At 51.0% G+C, this 18,535-nt stretch carries 19 protein-coding genes; 16 read left to right on the forward strand and 3 right to left on the reverse strand.

Annotation, left to right across the window (positions count from 1 at the left end; translation table 11 throughout):
* Positions 1–18: 18 nt before the first annotated feature.
* Both pssD and pssE read left to right on the forward strand, forming a co-directional pair.
* Complete coding sequence (pssD, locus tag C1714_RS08945; RefSeq protein ID WP_102342846.1) at positions 19–501, forward strand: PssD/Cps14F family polysaccharide biosynthesis glycosyltransferase; 483 nt, start codon at positions 19–21, stop codon at positions 499–501.
* Positions 501–986 (forward strand): PssE/Cps14G family polysaccharide biosynthesis glycosyltransferase, encoded by a 486-nt coding sequence (gene pssE / locus C1714_RS08950; protein ID WP_102342847.1) that lies wholly within the window; start codon positions 501–503, stop codon positions 984–986. The genes pssD and pssE overlap by 1 nt, the downstream gene beginning before the upstream one ends.
* On the opposite strand, the gene C1714_RS08955 is transcribed toward pssE, so the two are convergent.
* Positions 964–1,698 (reverse strand): tRNA threonylcarbamoyladenosine dehydratase, encoded by a 735-nt coding sequence (locus C1714_RS08955; RefSeq protein WP_102342848.1) that lies wholly within the window; start codon positions 1,696–1,698, stop codon positions 964–966. The two genes, pssE and C1714_RS08955, sit on opposite strands and share 23 nt — an antisense overlap.
* Positions 1,695–2,438, reverse strand: a complete 744-nt coding sequence (locus tag C1714_RS08960) for a metallophosphoesterase (protein WP_167849995.1) — start codon at positions 2,436–2,438, stop codon at positions 1,695–1,697. Before C1714_RS08960 ends, C1714_RS08955 begins: the two co-directional genes overlap by 4 nt.
* 111 nt (positions 2,439–2,549) lie before the next feature.
* Between C1714_RS08960 and C1714_RS08965 the strand changes: the two genes are divergently transcribed.
* From C1714_RS08965 to C1714_RS08975, 3 genes are all read left to right on the forward strand, one after another.
* Positions 2,550–3,275 (forward strand): YebC/PmpR family DNA-binding transcriptional regulator, encoded by a 726-nt coding sequence (locus C1714_RS08965; RefSeq protein WP_102343197.1) that lies wholly within the window; start codon positions 2,550–2,552, stop codon positions 3,273–3,275.
* Between the two features lie 127 nt (positions 3,276–3,402).
* The gene (locus C1714_RS08970) at positions 3,403–4,101 is read left to right on the forward strand and encodes a response regulator transcription factor (RefSeq protein WP_102342850.1); all 699 of its coding nucleotides are present in this window, start codon (positions 3,403–3,405) and stop codon (positions 4,099–4,101) included.
* Positions 4,101–6,014, forward strand: a complete 1,914-nt coding sequence (locus C1714_RS08975; protein ID WP_167849996.1) for a sensor histidine kinase — start codon at positions 4,101–4,103, stop codon at positions 6,012–6,014. Before C1714_RS08970 ends, C1714_RS08975 begins: the two co-directional genes overlap by 1 nt.
* Here the strand turns inward: C1714_RS08975 and C1714_RS08980 are convergent.
* Complete coding sequence (locus tag C1714_RS08980) at positions 5,992–7,125, reverse strand: tRNA(Met) cytidine acetate ligase (RefSeq protein ID WP_102342852.1); 1,134 nt, start codon at positions 7,123–7,125, stop codon at positions 5,992–5,994. The two genes, C1714_RS08975 and C1714_RS08980, sit on opposite strands and share 23 nt — an antisense overlap.
* Before the next feature lie 110 nt (positions 7,126–7,235).
* Between C1714_RS08980 and C1714_RS08985 the strand changes: the two genes are divergently transcribed.
* The 11 genes from C1714_RS08985 to secD all read left to right on the forward strand — a co-directional run bounded on the left by C1714_RS08985 (position 7,236) and on the right by secD (position 18,529).
* Positions 7,236–8,129 carry an alpha/beta fold hydrolase gene (locus C1714_RS08985; protein WP_102342853.1) on the forward strand — a complete coding sequence of 298 codons (894 nt, stop codon included), beginning with the start codon at positions 7,236–7,238 and terminating at the stop codon, positions 8,127–8,129.
* A gap of 67 nt (positions 8,130–8,196) precedes the next feature.
* Positions 8,197–8,715 carry a YceD family protein gene (locus C1714_RS08990; RefSeq protein ID WP_102342854.1) on the forward strand — a complete coding sequence of 173 codons (519 nt, stop codon included), beginning with the start codon at positions 8,197–8,199 and terminating at the stop codon, positions 8,713–8,715.
* Positions 8,716–8,733: 18 nt separating this feature from the next.
* Positions 8,734–8,916 (forward strand): 50S ribosomal protein L32, encoded by a 183-nt coding sequence (gene rpmF / locus C1714_RS08995; protein WP_102342855.1) that lies wholly within the window; start codon positions 8,734–8,736, stop codon positions 8,914–8,916.
* A 273-nt stretch (positions 8,917–9,189) separates the two neighbouring features.
* Positions 9,190–10,503, forward strand: coding sequence for an IS4 family transposase (locus tag C1714_RS09000; RefSeq protein WP_102342856.1), 1,314 nt, complete (start codon positions 9,190–9,192; stop codon positions 10,501–10,503).
* A 480-nt stretch (positions 10,504–10,983) separates the two neighbouring features.
* Positions 10,984–11,415, forward strand: a complete 432-nt coding sequence (gene mraZ / locus C1714_RS09005; RefSeq protein WP_102342857.1) for a division/cell wall cluster transcriptional repressor MraZ — start codon at positions 10,984–10,986, stop codon at positions 11,413–11,415.
* Entirely contained in the window at positions 11,412–12,359 is a 948-nt protein-coding gene (gene rsmH / locus C1714_RS09010) for a 16S rRNA (cytosine(1402)-N(4))-methyltransferase RsmH (protein WP_102342858.1), read from the forward strand. Before mraZ ends, rsmH begins: the two co-directional genes overlap by 4 nt.
* On the forward strand, positions 12,356–12,670 hold the full coding sequence (locus C1714_RS09015) for a hypothetical protein (protein WP_102342859.1): 315 nt from the start codon (positions 12,356–12,358) through the stop codon (positions 12,668–12,670). Before rsmH ends, C1714_RS09015 begins: the two co-directional genes overlap by 4 nt.
* Before the next feature lie 6 nt (positions 12,671–12,676).
* Complete coding sequence (locus C1714_RS09020; protein ID WP_102342860.1) at positions 12,677–14,857, forward strand: penicillin-binding protein; 2,181 nt, start codon at positions 12,677–12,679, stop codon at positions 14,855–14,857.
* Positions 14,858–14,898: 41 nt separating this feature from the next.
* Complete coding sequence (gene mraY, locus C1714_RS09025; protein WP_102342861.1) at positions 14,899–15,861, forward strand: phospho-N-acetylmuramoyl-pentapeptide-transferase; 963 nt, start codon at positions 14,899–14,901, stop codon at positions 15,859–15,861.
* A 78-nt stretch (positions 15,862–15,939) separates the two neighbouring features.
* Positions 15,940–16,227 carry a post-transcriptional regulator gene (locus C1714_RS09030; protein WP_102342862.1) on the forward strand — a complete coding sequence of 96 codons (288 nt, stop codon included), beginning with the start codon at positions 15,940–15,942 and terminating at the stop codon, positions 16,225–16,227.
* 13 nt (positions 16,228–16,240) lie between these two features.
* Positions 16,241–18,529, forward strand: a complete 2,289-nt coding sequence (gene secD, locus C1714_RS09035; protein ID WP_102342863.1) for a protein translocase subunit SecD — start codon at positions 16,241–16,243, stop codon at positions 18,527–18,529.
* Positions 18,530–18,535 lie beyond the last annotated feature (6 nt).

Here is an 18,535-nt window from a genome sequence, read left to right on the forward strand (position 1 = left end):
CACCTCCTTTTATTGATTATGAAAAAGTCGACAAGCATCGTATTTATTTCCAGCACCGGCGGTCACCTCAGCGAGCTGCTGCAGCTGAAGGATCTTTTCGGGGAGTGTGATTATCACATTGTCTCGGAAAATACACCTTCCAACGCCCATCTCAAGGAAGACTATCCCCAGGGACGGGTGGAGCTGCTGGCCTACGGGACCAAGGCACATCTGTTTCCCTATCTCTTCATATTTGCCTGGAACATTTTCCGCAGCTGGCAGCTGTTCCGGAAATGGAAGCCGCAGTATGTCATTACGACCGGTACGCATACGGCTGTTCCAATGTGCAAAATTGCGCACCGCCACGGAGCCAAGGTCATCTGGATTGAAACGATGGCCAATGCCAAGACGCCGACGGCGGCAGGCAAAATGATCTATCCGATTGCGGATCTCTTCATTGTGCAGTGGAAGAGCATGCTTGAGGTGTATCCCAATGCTGTATATGGAGGGTGGATTTTCTGATGATACTGGTAACGCTTGGTACGCAGGATAAGCAGTTCCGCCGCCTGCTGGATGCGGTTCAGAAGGCGGTCGATGACGGCGCGATCCATGATCGCATTGTCGTTCAGGCAGGCTATACGCAGTTTTCTTCCCGGGACATGGAAGTGTTTGACTACATTCCGCAGGAGAAGTTTGCGTCGTTTCTGAATGAAGCGGATCTCATTATTACCCATGGCGGCGTTGGAACGATTATGACCGGTCTTCGGGAACATAAGACCATTCTTGCGGCGGCCCGTCTGGCGCAGTATAAGGAACATCACAACGATCATCAGACGCAGCTGCTGGAAGCCTTTGAAGAAGACGGATTCCTCATCTACATGCGGGATCTGCGTGACATCAGGCCATATCTGAAAAAGGCGGAGACCTTTCATCCCCGTCCCTATGTTTCCAATAATGCGGCGTTTGTGGCCAGAATCCGCGACTTCATCGAGAAGACGGGAGGCTGAGCATCTGCCGCACAGCTTCATAGGCCAGCAATAATCCGGCGGCACACGGTACAAACGGAGAAGAACCGGGAACGGCTCTGCGTCTTGTACCGTTTTCTTTTTCAAGATCTATGAGAGGCTTCAGCGGCGTTTCCGTTGAAGTGATGACGGTCAGATGCCTGATCCGGCGCTTGCGGCATTCACTGCGCATGATGCGGGCGAGCGGATCATTTCTTGTGTCGTAGAGGTCCATGACGCTGAGCCTGGAAGGATCGAGGCGGTTGCCGCAGCCCATCGCCGAGAGAATCGGGATGCTGCGTCGGTCGGCTTCTTCGATGATGCTCAGCTTGGCAGAAACCGTGTCGATGGCATCGATGATGAAATCCCACTCTTCAAAGGGAAACTGATCCTTCGTTTCCGGAAGATAGAAGAGGGGAAACAGGCGCAGCTCAATGCCCGGATCGATGCTGCGGATGCGCATGGCGGCCGCATCCGTCTTCTTCATGCCGATGGTTTCGCGGGTCGCAAACAATTGCCGGTTGAGATTGGAAAGGGCAACGGTATCGTTATCAATGAGATCCAGATGGCCGACACCGGCTCTGGCCAGTGCCTCGACACAGCTGCCTCCAACTCCGCCAAGGCCGAATACGGCGACCCGTTTTGTGCGCAGTGTGTTCAGTGCTTCTTTTCCCAGCAGCAGTTCCGTGCGCTGGTGCTGACTTTCTTCGATCATGATCCTTCCACCTTCAGATAGGGATAGCTGCTTTCAATATAGAATTCATGAAGATCATCGAGGCGCAGACAGCCTAACGTTCTTCCATAGACGCATCCACAGTCGATATGGAAGATGCGGTCGTCTTTGCCATGGAGTATCTTCCCGTCATATTCCTTTCCATAGATAAAGGTGGGCATGTGCCCGACGATCATGCGGGTGCCGTCGGTATAGGGGTTGTCATCGATGCCGATGTGGCTCCATACCTGATTGAAATGGGTTACTTCGCTGACCCGTGTCCCCGGGGCGGGAGAGGCGCCGCAGCCGGCATGGACCAGGACATAGTTCTGGCCATGGACATTGATCGCTGCGTAATAGGGAACCTTTTCCATATACAGCTGCAGATCGTAGCAGCTGTTAAAGTCTTCATCCATGAACTGGTCAAGGGTCGTCATGCCGCCGTTGTAGTAGAGCCATGTCATGAAGTCGTTGGTCATGGCGGTATAGATTCTGGAAGCGTCGTGCTTTCCTTCGATCATGATGGGCATGTAGCGGCGAAGCCACACGTCGTGGTTACCCATGATCACGTGCATGTTGTCATTGGCGGCAATTTCCTTGAGCAGGGAGATGGACTGCTTTCCGCGGTCGCAGATATCGCCGACGATCCACAGTTCGTCGTAGGCGGAGAATTCAATTTTTCTGAGCATGGCGTCAAATTCATCTTTACAGCCATGCAGATCACTCATGACATAGACCGGCATCGTTTTTCCTGCAATGCTATGATCATAGCACAGCTGTGCGGCTTTTCTCTTTGCATTGATCAGCCTCTTTGCTATAATAGGACAGCTGAAAAAGAAGGGTGGTATTTTACTATGGGAAGAGCGCATGAGGTGCGTGCGGCCGCAATGGCAAAAACGGCAGCCATGAAGTCCAAGCTGTATTCCAGATATGGAAAGGAACTGTATATTGCAGCGAAGTCCGGCGTCCCTGACCCTGATATGAACCTGACGCTTGCTCGTAAGATCAAGGAAGCCAAGTCCAACCAGGTCCCGGCAGACGTCATCAAGCGTGCAATTGACAAGGCAAAGGGCAACGATTCGACAAGCTACGAAGAAGTCCGCTATGAAGGCTTCGGCCCGGGAAATTCGACGGTCATCGTTGACTGCCTGACGGATAATACGAATCGCTCCTATACGAACGTGAAGACGGCATTCAACAAGTGCAAGGGTGCGAAGATTGCCGGTGCCGGTGCGGTCAGCTTCGGCTATGAGCAGGTCGGTCTCTTCTATTTCCCGTATGACGATGAAGAGAAGATGCTCGATGCGATGATGGAAGCGGATGTCGATGTACTGGATCTCAACGTCGAAGACGGTGAGATGATGGTCAAGACTGCCTATGCAGATTTCTCGAAGGCTCAGGATGCGATCGAAAAGCTGATCCCGGATGTCAAGTTCGATACCTGCGAGGTTACGATGCTTGCCAATGAGACAGTCAAGCTTACCAGCCAGGAAGATATCGATGCGTATCACAAGCTGCTGGATACGCTGAATGACATCGACGATGTCAACAAGATTTACAGCAACGTTGACGAAGACTGATCAGGGTAGTACGCATGAGGATGGCGTGATGCCATCCTTTTTTGTGCATCTTAAAAAATTCTTAAACGGTTCCGTTCTGTTTTCTTAAGGATGGTTTTTTACAATAAGGTTGCTTGATGGAGGGGAAATGACAAGGATACTGATCACAGACGACGAGAAGGATATCGTCAATGCACTGGAAATCTATCTGAAACCGGAAGGCTACGAAATTCAGAAGGCGTATACCGGAAAGGAAGCCGTGGATGCCGTCCGCCAGGGAAACATTGATCTGGTGCTGCTCGATGTCATGATGCCGGTGATGGACGGACTGCAGGCGATGAGCCGGATCCGCAGCTTTTCCAATGTCCCGATCATTCTTCTGACAGCGAAAAGTGAAGATACAGATAAAGTGCTCGGGCTGAATATCGGTGCCGATGATTACATTACCAAACCGTTTAATCCGGCCGAAGTCATTGCCCGCGTACGCTCGCAGCTGCGCCGTTATATCAGCCTTGGCGGCAGTCAGCGTCAGGGGGAACATGTTCTGGTGAATGGAGGTCTTGTCCTGAATGAAGATGCTAAAAGTCTAACCGTTGATGGGACGGCCGTAAACCTGACACCGATCGAATTCGGGATTCTCGAACTGTTGATGCAGAATCCGGGGAAGGTCTTTTCTTCCGCTGATATTTACCGCCAGGTATGGAATGAAGAAGCCTATGGAAGTGGGGCGACCATTGCCGTACACATCCGCCACCTGCGGGAAAAGATTGAGATTACACCGAAAGAGCCTCGTTACATCAAGGTTGTCTGGGGCCTTGGCTACAAGATGGAAAAGGAGAATGGATGATGAAAAAAAGCGTATGGCAGCAGATGCTGCAAAGCCGTATCTGGAAACTGGTGGGCGTCATTCTTCTCTGCCTCAGCGGCAGCGGCATCTTTTTGACGACCATTGCGCTGGACATTGACATGAACAGTGCCCGCGGAGACACTCACCTGAATGAAGATCTGCAGAGCATTTTTGAATCCCAGATGTATTCTTCCGTGCCGCAGCCGCTGCGTGCTGAGAGCTGGCAAAGTGCAGCTTCTTCTTTGAGTAAAGAAAACTCCAACCTGCGGATCCGGGTTTCTTCCATCACGGACCTGGCAATGACGACGCTCGTCGATACGCGGCAGGACGGAGAAACCTATTATGAAGGTTTCGTGGGAGAACTGTACTGGCAGGATGGACAGGGTATTACCAGTACAGAGGTTCACTCGGTGTCGGAAGCGCGTACAATTCTGTGGGATATTGACGGAGTTCATGAATGTATTCTAGTGCTTGGCTGGCTGCGAAAGCCCATGCCGGTACATGATATGTACTGGTTTACGATGAAAGCCGCTGCGATCATGACGTGGCTTGACTCGTATCCGGTTGTCTCCATGTCTGTATGCATCATCGTGTTTGTTCTGGCGCTGATCTATGAGTTTTCGGCAGCCGGACATTCGGCAAAGCAGGAAGAAATTGCACCTGCATGGATTGATGCCGTACCGTTCGATCTTCTGACAGTTCTCTGGCTGATTACTGAGCGTGGTGTTGTGCCTGTCTTTTATTCTCCTCTGGGATCCAATCTGCCTGGCTATTTCGTTGCCGATCTTGGATTGATGGCAATGGCACTGCTGTTTTTCTTCTGGCTCATGTCACTGGCCCGTCATTGGAAACGGAAGGATCTTGTCAGCAATCTTCTGATTGTGCGTCTGATCCACTGGCTGCTGTCATTGTCAAAAAAGTTTGGCTGGCTCCCGGTCGCTTCCTGGATGATTCTGGGGATCATTGGCTTTTCTCTGCTGCGTCTCGCCGCATGGGAGATGTCCGGGGCAGGACTGCTGTTATTGGGAGTTGTTTCTGTTCTGCTGTGGAGCGTTCAGCTCTATGAGCTTTGGGGAAGTTCCATCATCTGCAAGAGTGTTGCGGAATATCAGAAAGGCGATCTTTCCTACCGGATTGAAGATCAGAAGCTGAAGCACTTATATGGAAAGCTGGGACAGTCCGCCCGGCAGGTCAACGATCTTGGCAGCGGACTGGAAAAGGCCGTGGAAGAGCGCCTGCGGACGGAACGCTTAAGAACCGAGCTGATAACCAATGTCAGCCACGATATCAAGACGCCGCTCACTTCGATCATGAATTATGTTGATCTATTGCAGAAGGAACATACGCCCCAGCAGGAAACAGAATACCTTGAAGTGCTGCAGCGGCAGTCGCAGCGCTTAAAGAAACTGACCGAGGATGTGCTGGAATCTTCCAAGGCAGAGTCTGGAAATATTGAAGTGCATATCGAATCGGTATCGGTAGTGGAAATTGTGGAACAGGCGATGGCCGAATACCAGGACCGGCTGGAAGCGGCCAGTCTGACGATGGTGATTGATACGGATCATGTGCCACACGTTTCGGCGGACGGACGGCTGCTGTGGCGCGTTCTGCGCAACCTTTTGTCCAATGTTTCCAAGTATGCGATGGAAGGGACGCGCGTCTACCTGGATGCCCACTGCCCGGATCCGGAGCATGTTGAGATCGACTTGAAAAACATCTCCCGTAGCCAGCTGAATATTTCTTCCAATGAGCTGATGGAGCGCTTTGTGCGCGGTGACAGTTCGCGGCATACGGAAGGCAGCGGGCTGGGGTTGAATATTTCGGAAAGCCTGGTGCGCCTGATGGGAGGCGACTTCCATATTGAGATTGACGGCGATCTGTTTAAGGCGGTTATCCTTCTGAAGAAAGCGTAACGCGCTGCGCACCGCCGATCTCCTGCTTCAGCAGGTCACGGCGCTGTTGTTCTTCGAAGAAAGAGGCATAGGCAAGGGATGCCCGGTATTCCATGGTCCGGTAAGGATAGGGGATATCCGCAAAGCGCGAAGCAATGTGCATCTCTTTCTTGCGGCAGTCGTGCAGCCACTTCTGACCTTTTTCATTAAAGCCAAGCACATGGATGTAATCCAGCGGAGGAAGTTTGGAAACCTCCGCTTTTGTTGTCTGTGTCAATACCTGCAGCAGTGTGCGGCGGATGCGCGAAGCGGTATAGCGTGGTGTGACGGCGGCGTTCAGAAACAGATTCCAGTCAGCGTACTGCGCGGCACACGCAGCCAGATGATTTTCAATGCCTTCCGAAAAAAGAAACAGAGAAGCAAGATACTCCCGCGGCGCGGTTAACAGAAACAGCCGCAGATACGGCCACATCTGTTCCATTGAGGGAACATGGGCTTTGGCAAGCTGCTCTGCCATGGGCGTGTAGGCGGAAACGTCATGAAGGTCTTTCAGCATGCGGCGGATCGCCATCGCACTGGCGACAGGCCCGTCGGCGGTTTCATCCAGATAGTTTGTTGTCCGGGGGATCAGAACAGGTTCAATGCCGCTATTCTGCAGCTCTTTCAGATAGCAGACGGCCAGAATGTCATTGGGCATCATTTCGCTGGTCAGCAGGCTATAGGCTTTGGGAAAGGACATTCCCTGTTTCAGCGACATATGAAGATGGTCCGGATTGACCGGTGTATCAGCGATTTCCTTCAGATTTTCCAGATCGCCGCATTCCGAACCGAAGCTGATGGCATCGACGCCGGCCTGCTTCAAAATGGTGACGGCGCCATGGGCAAAGGCGGATGCACTCTGGATGCAGTAAATGTAGGGAAGCTCCAGAACAACATCAATGCCGCTGCTTAAAGCTGCTTTTGCCCGCGAATATTTATCAATGCATGCCGGTTCGCCGCGCTGAACAAAGTTCCCGCTCATGACGGCGATGAACAGTCCGGCACCGGTTTTTTTCTTTGTTTCCTGGATCTGATAAATGTGACCTGTATGAAACGGATTGTATTCAGCAACGATTCCAACAGTGTGTATCATTTTCTGTAAGCCCTTTCAATCTACCTGAGTTCGAAACTATAATAGCAAAAGAAGAAACGCATATGGAGATGCGTGAATGTTGAGGATCTACACAGAAAGAGGCTGCAGGAATGGCTACAGAAGGTTTTGATTTTGATCTTTTCGTACCGGCAGGTACACCGAAGGCATCCGTTGAGATTGTTCACGGGATGGCGGAGCATCGCCAGCGCTATACGGCATTTGCAAAGTATCTTGCAAGCAGAGGATACGCCGTCGCAATCTTCGATCTGCCGGGGCACGGCACCTCCTGCAAAAAGGAGGATCTTGGCTGGTTTGGAGAAAAGAATGGCTGGAAAACGATGGAGGACAAAGTTCTTGACATCATGAAGATCGTCAAGGAACGCTGGCCGGATGTTCCGTTTGTTCTGATGGGACATTCCATGGGTACGATTCTTACCCGCGATGTTCTGCAGGATCACAGCTCTGAATTTGATGCGGTGATTCTTTCCGGGGCTCCCAACTGCAATCCGGCCGCAAAGTCCGGTATCACTCTGGCAAAGGTCGTTAGGACCTTCAAGGGCGCCAGAGGGCATTCGAAGATGCTGGATCAGATGGTGACGGGCAATTTCAACAAGAAGATAAAGAACGCCCATACACCGGTCGACTGGCTGAGCTATAACACGGAGAATGTGGATCGCTATATTGCGGAGCCGCTGGACGGGTTCCCGTTTACGATTCAGGGCTATATCGATGAGATGGAAGGCATTGTCAAGATGAGCAATGGAACGTACCATGTGACACGGGCTGATCTTCCGATCTATTTCTTCGCCGGAGAAGAAGATCCGTGTACGGGTGGAAGTGAAGGGTTCGCCGACAGCATTATGCGGCTTCATCAGGCAGGCTATACGGCCATCGATGCGAAACGCTATCCGCATATGCGCCATGAGACGCTCAATGAAATCAACAGGGAAGATGTATGGGCGGATGTTGGAAACTGGCTTGACAGCCACGCATCGCGGCAGTAAATCTCCGTTGACTTTGATAGTCCGTTTGTTATAATTGTCTCCGTTAACGAACAAGGGGATACTGGGCGTGAAATGGTCGCGGAGTGAATTAATTCAAAGTGGAAATTTCAACGTTACAGTCGATGAGGATACGGTTCTTCCTGAGGATGCCTTTGACGGGTTCAGCCTGATTGACGGTGCCAGGGATGTTCACGTGTCGGGAACGGGATTCCTTGATACAGATGAAAACCGTTTCTACGCGGATCTTCACATTACGGGCAGCATGCTTGTGATGGATGCGATCAGTGGTCGTCAGATTGCGGTTCCCTTTGAAACGGATGCGTCCGAGACCTATGCCTTTGAACCGGTAGAGGATGAGGATGAAGATATCCGCGTCGTTACAGATGATGTCATTGATCTGATGCCGGCGGTACGTGATGCCATTCTGATGGAAGCGCCGCTGCAGGTGACTGACGTCGATCCGCAGGACTATCCTTCCGGTGACGGCTGGAGAGTGATTACGGAAGAAGAATACGAGAGCAGCAAGAAGAATGCGATTGATCCGCGCCTTGCGAAGCTCCAGGAATTCAAAGAGGAAAAAGAATAACAGGAGGTGTAAGGCGATATGGCAGTACAGCAGAGAAGAAATTCCAAAACAAGAACCGCAAAGAGAAGAACGCATTATAAGCTGGTAGCTCCGAAGCTGGAGAAGTGCCCGGCATGCGGCGCTTGGAAGCAGCCTCATCATGCTTGCCCGCAGTGCGGCTACACCGGTGCTGATGCATCGGCAGCGAAAGAAAACGCATAAGCCGGCGCATTGATTGTTCAGGTGAAAAGGCGAGACCGAAAGGTCAATGTCAGTAAGTTAACAGGAAACACTGACTTCTGACAAGAAACACTCGTTTCAAAATATGGCGAGTGTTTTTTATTTTGCAAAGTGCTATGCCAAGATGTTTTCATCACTTACATAAAAGCATCAGAAAATGCATAAACATGCACTTTTTTCAAAAAAGCACTTGACAGGCTGAACGCCGGAATTTTTAGACAATCCGAAGGAAATTGTAGGGGGTATTTTTCGACTATGGTTTCCTATCACTATTCGCTGGGCGCTGTTCATAAGCATCTCAATGATGCGATCAACTATGTGTCTTCTTCTATTGGCTGCTACTGCAAATCTCCCGGGTTTGATTTCACCCGCAAGCGTAAGCTGCCGCCGGAAGAACTCATGAAATTCCTGATCCAGTTCCAATCCAAATCATTATCTTCTGAGATCGGAGATTATTTCACTGATATGGAGGTCCCTCCATCTGTTTCTGCTGTCATTCAACAGCGGCGGAAATTGGATCCCCGGGCGCTGTATCGGGTATTCACTTTATTCACTGACAGTATTAACGTCAACAATCGGTTTCAGGGATATCGACTTCTGGCTTCCGACGGATCCGATATCAATATTCCATATAATCCGGAAGACAGTGAGACTTATCATATCCAGAACGGAATGGCACGAGGCTTTAATCAGCTTCATCTGAATGCGTTATACGATGTTTTGAATCGCTGTTATGCCGACATTGAGATTGATACAGCAGCCAAATCAAATGAGCCCAATGCCGCAGAAGAAATGCTTGAAAAGAATGCAGAGAAATATGGAAAGTTCATTTATATTGCCGATCGCGGTTATGAGAAATATCAGCTGCTGGCATTTCTCACTGAGAACCAGATAAAATACATCATTCGCGTCAAAGATATCTCAAGCAATGGGATTCTCAGCACCATGAATTTGAAGGATGAGGAGTTCGACCTTGATCTGGGAAAAGAAATTACCAGACTGCAGACCAATGAAGTAAAGCGGCATCCGGAAAAATATGTCCGTATCATGAATAATCAGGTCTTCCGATTTCTTCCCATCGAAGAAGAATCGTATTATCTGAATTTTCGGGCAGTACGATTCAAAATCACCGACGATACTTATGAATGCCTGATTACCAACCTGCCAGGAGATCAGTTCCCGATCAGCGTAATGAAAGAGCTGTATCACCAAAGATGGGGCATTGAAGGAAGTTTTCGCGAGTTGAAATATACTATCGGGCTTACCGAATTTCATGGCAGAAACATACAGTTTCTTTATCAGGAAATCTATGCGCGGACAATTCTGTATAACCTCTGCCAGTTCATTGTGGCAGCCGTGCCGTCAGAAAAGTCAGCCACCATACATGAGTACAGATTCAATTTCAGCTCTGCTGTGACAAATATCAGGCAGTATCTTGCAGGCCATATTGATGAGGAGAAGCTGATACTCAGAATAAAAAAGTTCCTGATCCCAATCAGACCAGGAAGATCGTTTGTTAGAAATATACGTTCTCAATCCGCAAAGTTGTTTACGTATAGATCTGCCTAACGATCAGAGTATAAAACATCCGCAAACCTAAATCCACCGATTTTCGTGACAGGCAATCGCTCTGCCCTTTTCGTTATGGCAAAATGTGTCAGTTTTGATCACACGATCCGGAAGAAAAGCCACACCGTTGATCATCTCAATCATCAGTGTGGCTCAGAATGCCAACTGCAACAGATATCAGGGCTTTTCAAGCCCTTAACTTAACGCCATTGNTTGGCAAAATGTGTCAGTTTTGATCACACGATCCGGAAGAAAAGCCACACCGTTGATCATCTCAATCATCAGTGTGGCTCAGAATGCCAACTGCAACAGATATCAGGGCTTTTCAAGCCCTTAACTTAACGCCATTGACCGAAAGGTCCCGCCTTTTTTCATGCCTTCCCGGCTTTCCTTAAGAAAATCATAAAAAAACCGTTGCGTTTCAAAGGCTGAATGGTAGACTTGTGGTAGAAAGTGTCAGAAAGTGGGGGAAAGTGGGAGATGTTCACCGGTGAATACAGACATTCTCTGGATAACAAAAACCGCCTGATCATTCCTGCCCGCCTTCGCAGTGAGATCGGTGACACTTTTGTTTTAACAAGAGGGCTGGATGGATGCCTGAGCATCTATACCGCCGCAGCCTGGGAAAAACAGGAAGCACAGCTGGAAAAGCTGCCGTCAACCAATAAGGCGGCCAGAGCGTATACGCGCTTTATTACCAGCGGTGCGAGCCAGCAGCAGTTTGACGGACAGGGAAGAATCCAGATTCCTTCCTCCCTGCTTGGCTATGCCGGCATTTCCAGGAACTGCGTCGTGATCGGTGCTGGCGAAAATGTCGAGATCTGGGATGAAGCCAAGTGGGATGCGTATAACAATTCCACCGGTGAGAATTTCGATGATCTGGCGGAAAGTCTGACGGAGTTTCTGAAATGATGGAGCATCAGAGTGTTCTTCTGAATGAAACAATCGCTGCGCTGCAGGTAAAGCCGGAAGGCATCTACGTGGACGGTACACTGGGCCGCGGCGGCCATTCCAAAGTGCTTGCACAGCAGCTGACGAGCGGACATCTCTACGCCTTCGACAAAGATGAAACAGCCATTGAGGAATCGCGGGAGGTTCTGAAGGATGAGATGGATCGGATCACACTGATCCATGGCGATTTCAGGACAATGAAGGAAGCGCTGAACAGACTTGGCATTACGAAGGTGGATGGAGTCATGATGGACCTCGGCGTCAGTTCGCCGCAGTTCGATGATCCGTCCCGGGGCTTCAGCTATCGCTATGACGCAAGGCTGGATATGCGTATGGATCAGAGTCAGTCAAAGGATGCCTGGCAGGTGGTCAACACCTACAGGGAGCAGGAGCTGACACGGATCCTGCATACCTATGGAGAAGAACGCTACGCTTCCTCCATTGCCCGCATGATTGTCAAGGAGCGGGCAGAGCATCCGGTGGATACGACGCTGCAGCTGGTTGACATCATCCGCAGAGCACTGCCGGCAAGGGAAGTCAACCGCAAGGGACATCCGGCCAAGAAAACCTTCCAGGCGCTTCGCATTGAAGTGAATGGCGAGCTGGAGGCTCTGCAGCAGGGACTGAGCGAAGCGGCAGATCTGCTTGCGCTGCACGGGCGGCTGGCAGTGATTACCTTCCAGTCTCTGGAAGACCGGATCGTAAAGGACTATTTCCGTGATCTGACTTCGGTTCCCTATGTGGCACCGAAGCTTCCGATTCCTGAATCCGAGATCGAGCAAGCATCGTTTGCGCTGGTGACGCGCAAACCGGTCACAGCGGATGAAGAGGAATTGAATGAGAATCACCGTGCTCACAGCGCAAAGCTGCGGGCCATTGAGCGAACAAAAGAGGCAGAGAAATGACAAAGCGGACGATCAAGAAGAGAAAAAAGAGATTTCGGCTGATGAGTGTATCGTTCATCATGTTTTTGACTGCGTCCATTCTTTATCTGGGCAGCGCTCTGTTTCTGCGTTCCTATAACAATTCCCTTTCCACGCGGCAGCAGGAGATTGCAGCGCAGATTTCGACCCTGCAGGTGCAGAATGATGCAGTTGCAGTTGAAGTCAATACGCTGAATAATAGAGATCGTGTCAATACCATTGCGGGTGACAGCGGGCTGTCTTTGGATGAAAGCAATATTGTTACGATCACAAAAACGGACACAGGAGAGTAAGTCCTGATGCGAAAAAGAAACAGAGGATCGTTCACGATTCTTCTGATTTTCATTGCGGCATTAGCGGTCATGGTTCTGCTGGCTTCTAATGTCTTTTTCGTTACCGTTCTGAAGGTCCATGTTCGCTCCGGGACCGATCTTTCCGTATATGCGGACAGTGCCAATACGGTAACGGAAGTGACGAAGGCGATGCGGGGACGCATCTATACTTCGGACGGAACGATTATTGCCGAAGATAACCGTACCTATAACATTGTCTGTATCCTTGATCCGAGCCGTCCGGCTGTTTCGGGCCAGATCGCCTATGTTCAGGATAAAGAGGGGACCGCGGAGCAGCTTGCCAAGTATCTTTCGGCTGATAAGGATACGATTCTCGGCTATCTGAACCAGAATGTTTATCAGACGGAGCTTGGGACGGCGGGCCGCAATGTTTCGGAGTCGGTGAAGAATGAAATCGATGCTCTGAATCTTCCGGGCATTGAGTGGACCGACAGTATTCAGCGTGTTTATCCGCTGGGGACGTTTGCGTCGAATCTGATCGGCTTTGCGCAGTCGGATGATAGCGGAAGCACGGTCGGCAAGATGGGCACCGAACTGTATCTGAATGATTATCTGATGGGTACCGACGGCTACCGGATCTATCAGGCGGATAAAAACGGCTATATTCTGCCCGGCATGCGCGAAGAGACGCAGGCGGCTGTCAACGGCTGCGATGTCTATACGACGCTGGATCAGGATATTCAGGAAGCTCTGGAAGAGGCCTTCCAGATGACGGAGGAGCGTTTCCATTCCCGGCGCATCTGGGGTGCGGTCATGGAGATTGCGACGGGCAAGATTCTTGCCTGGGGCCAGTATCCTTCCTTTGATCCCAATACGCTCGAGATTACGGACTACAACAACTATGGGGCTGAGGTTCCGTATGAACCGGGTTCTACCTTCAAGGCATTTACCTGGGCGGCAGCCATGAACGAGGGGGTGTATAACGGGGATGATGAGGTTTACTCGGGACCGTATTATTACACGGTCGATGCCAGCAACAATCCGATCCGTACGGAATATTCCAGTTTTCAGCCGGTCATCAATTCGGATAACCATAACTGGGGCATGATCACGTATGACAAGGGCTTTATTCTCTCGTCCAACGTTGTTGTGGCCGAGATTCAAAACCGCCTCATCACACCGGATACCGATCTTTCCTATCTGAAGAAGTTCGGCTTTTTCCAGCCGGTCAGCAGTGATGGTATGGCGGAGGAAACCGGGATACTGATGTTTACCTGGCCTTACGAGAAACTGGCGCTTGCTTACGGGCAGGGTTCCACGGTCACAACGCTGCAGATGCTGCAGGGATATTCAGCAATCTTCGGCGACGGTACGATGAAGCGGCCGTACTACATTGAATCGATCCGGGATCCTTACGATTCCAACCATGTGATCTATCAGGCCCAGACCAAGATTACCGGCACACCGATCACGGAAGAAACAGCCAAGCGGATGCAGGAACTGATGGCCAAGGTCGTTACGGACGAAAACGGTACGGCGCGTCACTACAAGATTCCGGAGTGCGGCCTTCTGGCCAAGACCGGAACAGCGCAGGTCGCAATCAACGGTTCCTACCAGTCGGGTATTACAATTGTTTCGATCATGGCAGCACTTCCGGCCGACGATCCGAAGGTCATGGTGTATTACGCTTCCGAGGCGCCATACAATATCACCGCGCATCGTTATACCGAGGCAACGGTCCATGTGCTGCGCACGGTGGCAATGAAGCTCGGCCTGTCAGAAAGCAGTGACAGCAGCGACGAATCTTCCACTGAAACTGCAGAAACAGTTACGGCAATCCGCAGCGAGATGCCGCAGCTGATCAACCATTCGCTTTCGTATGCTGAGGAGAAGCTTGCTGACAGTCAGGCAGATGTTCTGGTACTTGGCGCAGGCGACACGGTCATCAATCAGTATCCGACGGAAGGTTCGACTGTATACAGTGGTCAGCATGTGTTCCTTGTTACAGATACCAACAGCTTTGTGATGCCGGATCTGACCGGCTGGTCGCGGCGTGATGTGACGGCGCTGTGGCAGGTGGTTCAGTTCGGCTTCAAGCTGAGCGGGGAAGGAACCGTAATCTCGCAGAACATTGAGCCGGGCACAACGGTAACAAAGGGGACGGAGATCGAGGTTGAATTCGGCTGATTCTCCGGTCTATAATGGCATGGTTTTCAGGGGATTTTTCTATGTGGATACGGCTTGTTCTGGGGATGCTTATTTCGTTTGTTGTGGTACTGGCATTGATGCCGTACTGGATCCGCTGGCTGCAATCCAGACACTATCATCAGACGGTCAGCTCCTACAGTCTGAAGGAATACAGGCAGAAAAACCGGACGCCGATCATGGGCGGCGTCCTTTTCATCCTTGTACCGGTCGTTCTGGTTCTCTTTCTTGCGCCGGCTTCCTTTGGTGACAGGGATCTTCTCCTTGTTCTATTGACATTTGCCGGCTACGGTCTGATCGGCTATCTTGATGATCGCCTGATTATTCGCCGTCATTCCAATGCCGGTCTTTCGCCGAAAAAGAAAATGGCGCTGCAGGTGGTCTTCGCCGTCATCTTCTATGTTCTCTTCCAGATGCATCATGATGGCATTCTCCATGTGCCCTTTACAAAGATCTACTGGAATATGGGCATCCTCTACGGCCTTCTTGCCGTAGTGATGCTGGCGGGAAGTTCGAATGCAGTGAATCTGACCGATGGCATGGACGGCCTTTCGGCAGGCTGTACCGAATGTGCGCTGGCTGCGTTTCTGGTCATCGCTCTGGTTGAGGGGAATGTTTCAATTGCCATTTTCTGCGGGTGTTTGATGGGGGCCCTGGCCGCTTATCTTCACTTCAATGTGAAGCCGGCCCGGATCTTCATGGGAGACACAGGCTCGCTGGCGCTCGGCGGTGTGCTGGCCGCGATTGCCATGGTTCTGCATACGGAGCTTGCCTATATTGTGATCGGCGGGGTGTTTGTGATTGAGACGGTGTGTGTGATCATTCAGCAGATCTCGGTACGCACCGGTCATGGCAGGGTATTTGTGTATACGCCGATTCACTATGCCTTTCTGATGCGGGGCATGAGTGATACGCAGGTTGTCCATCGCTTCTGGCTTTGGGCAGCGGTGTTTGCGGCAATCGGCTGCTGGGTTGGCCTGCACTAAGGCGGATTTTATTTCGCTAAGGAACAGGTATTCAGATATAATAATCAGGTTACTGGGGGATGTGTCTGCTTTTGAATTATGGATAACGATCGGTTTGATACGGACAACACACAGGTGCAGATGGTTATGGTTGTCAAGCTGCAGCAGCTGCAGCGGGAAGGGTTGGCGCACCTGACTTATAAAAATCTGGAAGATTATCTGAACGATGTGCTCTGGAAAGATCACGTTCCGGTTGGACTGGCACAGGCCGCGGATCAGGTGATGAAGCTGACGACGAATGATATTGTGCGATATCTGTCAGTTCAGGCGATCAAGGCAGGCAGCAGGTGCAAGCTTTCGGATTTCAGTGATCTGCTGGGAGGATGAAGAGGATCGAAGTATGAAAAGCAATAAGAAAAATCTGGCTGTATTCTGGGTAATTGTGGCAGCCATTGCCGTTTTGATCGGCACGACATTCAATGCGATCAAGGACAGTCTGAACCTTGGCCTGGATCTGGTCGGCGGCTTTGAAATTCTGTATCAGGTGGAACCGCTGGATTCATCTTCGACGGCAGACATTGATATGACGTCGGTCGTCAACAGCATTCAGAAGCGTATCAATGTACTCGGTGTCAGTGAGCCGACGATCACGGTGGAGGGAAACGACCGTGTCCGTGTGCAGCTGGCCGGTGTTGCGGATCCGGAAACTGCGCGTCAGATGATCGGTACGACGGCAAATCTGACGTTCCGCGATGTGGATGACAATGAGCTGGCGGATTCCAGCATTCTGCAGGAGGGCGGTGCTTCGCTTGCCTATCAGGATGGTAAGCCGGTTGTTTCGCTGAAAATTGCGGATACGAGCAAGTTCGCTGAGATTACTTCCGAGATTTCACAGAAGTCGTCCGGTGATAACATCATGGTCATCTGGCTGGACTATGAAGAAGGGGATTCCTACAAGACGGAGGCTGCCAAGGCGGCTGCCGGTGAAGAACCTGCTTACATTTCAGCGGCAAGTGTCAAAAGCACCATCAGCGGTGACTGTATTATCGAAGGCAATTTTACCGAAAAAGAAGCTTCAACTCTGGCTTCGCTGATCAATTCCGGATCTCTGCCGGTGAAGCTGACTGAGATCAGCTCGAACGTTGTATCGGCACAATACGGTGCGGATGCGCTGCATGCGACGGTCATTGCCGGTGCGATCGGCGTTCTGGCTGTCATTCTGTTCATGATCTGGCAGTACAAGCTGGCAGGTGTGGTTTCTGCTGTCATGCTGGCGCTGTATTTGTGGGGCGTATTCGGCATCTACAGTGCGATCGGTGCGGTGTTTACGCTGACAGGCATTGCGGCACTGGTACTTGGCGTTGGTATGGCGGTCGATGCGAACATCATCATGTTTGAGCGTATGCGCCAGGAGCTCTACAAGGGGCATCCGGTACGTACGGCGATTGCGGAAGGTCAGAAGCTGTCCTATTCGGCAATCTTCGATGGTCAGATTACGACGCTGATTTCGGCCCTGATCATGTACATCTGGGGCAATGGCTCAGTTAAGGGCTTTGCCACGATGCTGATTATCACGACTGTGATGACGCTTCTGCTGAACGTTGGCTTTACGAAGCTGCTGCTGAACCTGCTGTCCGGTTCCGGCATCTGCGATAACAAGCCGCAGTTCTTCGGCGTAAAGAAGGATCAGATCCCGGATGTTACCAAGGGACAGGAGCAGTTCTACTATGGCATCAAGCGGGGACGCAACTGGATCGGCAATTCACCGAAGTTCATCCGTGTCTCTGTTATTGTTCTGCTGGTCGCTCTTTGCTGCGGAATCTTCGGAGCGGTTCGAGGAGACGGCTTCCTGAATCTCGGCATCGACTTTGCATCCGGTACCCAGATTACTGTTACATCGGATTCGCCGATTACAATTGACGATGTCCAAAGCGAATTTGAGACGCTTGGCTATTCGGACTTCAGCTATCAGTCGGCCGGTGATTCAACGGTATATGCGACGACGAAGCAGTCGCTGACGACGGATGATCTTACGACGATCAAGGAAGCGTTCAATGAGAAGTACGGCCAGGAGCCGGGCGATAACGTTGTGACTCCGACGGTTGGTCATGAGCTGGTGCGCAATGCGCTGATTCTGACGATTGTGGCATGGGTTATGATGCTGGCGTATGTTGCTTTCCGCTATGAGTGGAGCTATTCGCTGGGTGCGCTGGTTGCACTGGTGCACGATGTGCTCATTACGCTGAGTGCGTTTGCAATTCTGCGCTTTGAAGTCAATACAAGTGTCATTTCGGTTCTGCTGACGATCATCGGCTATTCCATCAACAACACGATCGTTGTCTTTGATCGCATCCGTGAGATGGTCGGTGAGGCGAAGAAATCCAAGGGGGCTTTGGATCCGGCGGCCCTTGCCAACCAGGCTATCGACGATACGCTGAAGATGTCGCTGTTCTCTTCGATTACGACGCTTCTGCCGGTGTTGTTCATGCTGCTCATGGGCGCAAAGAGTATCTTCACCTTCGACTTTGCAATGTTTGTCGGTATGGTTTCAGGTACGTTCTCGTCGATCTTTGTGGCTCCGTACATCTGGTATCAGCGGACCATTCATAAGAAGGACAAGCCGAAGAAGGTTAAGAAAGTCAAGAAGGAAGCGCTTGACGAATATACGATCAAGGGCATCAACGCATAAGGCTAT

It is taken from the genome of Galactobacillus timonensis, assembly GCF_900240265.1.
GTDB lineage: Bacteria > Bacillota_I > Bacilli_A > Erysipelotrichales > Erysipelotrichaceae > Bulleidia > Bulleidia timonensis.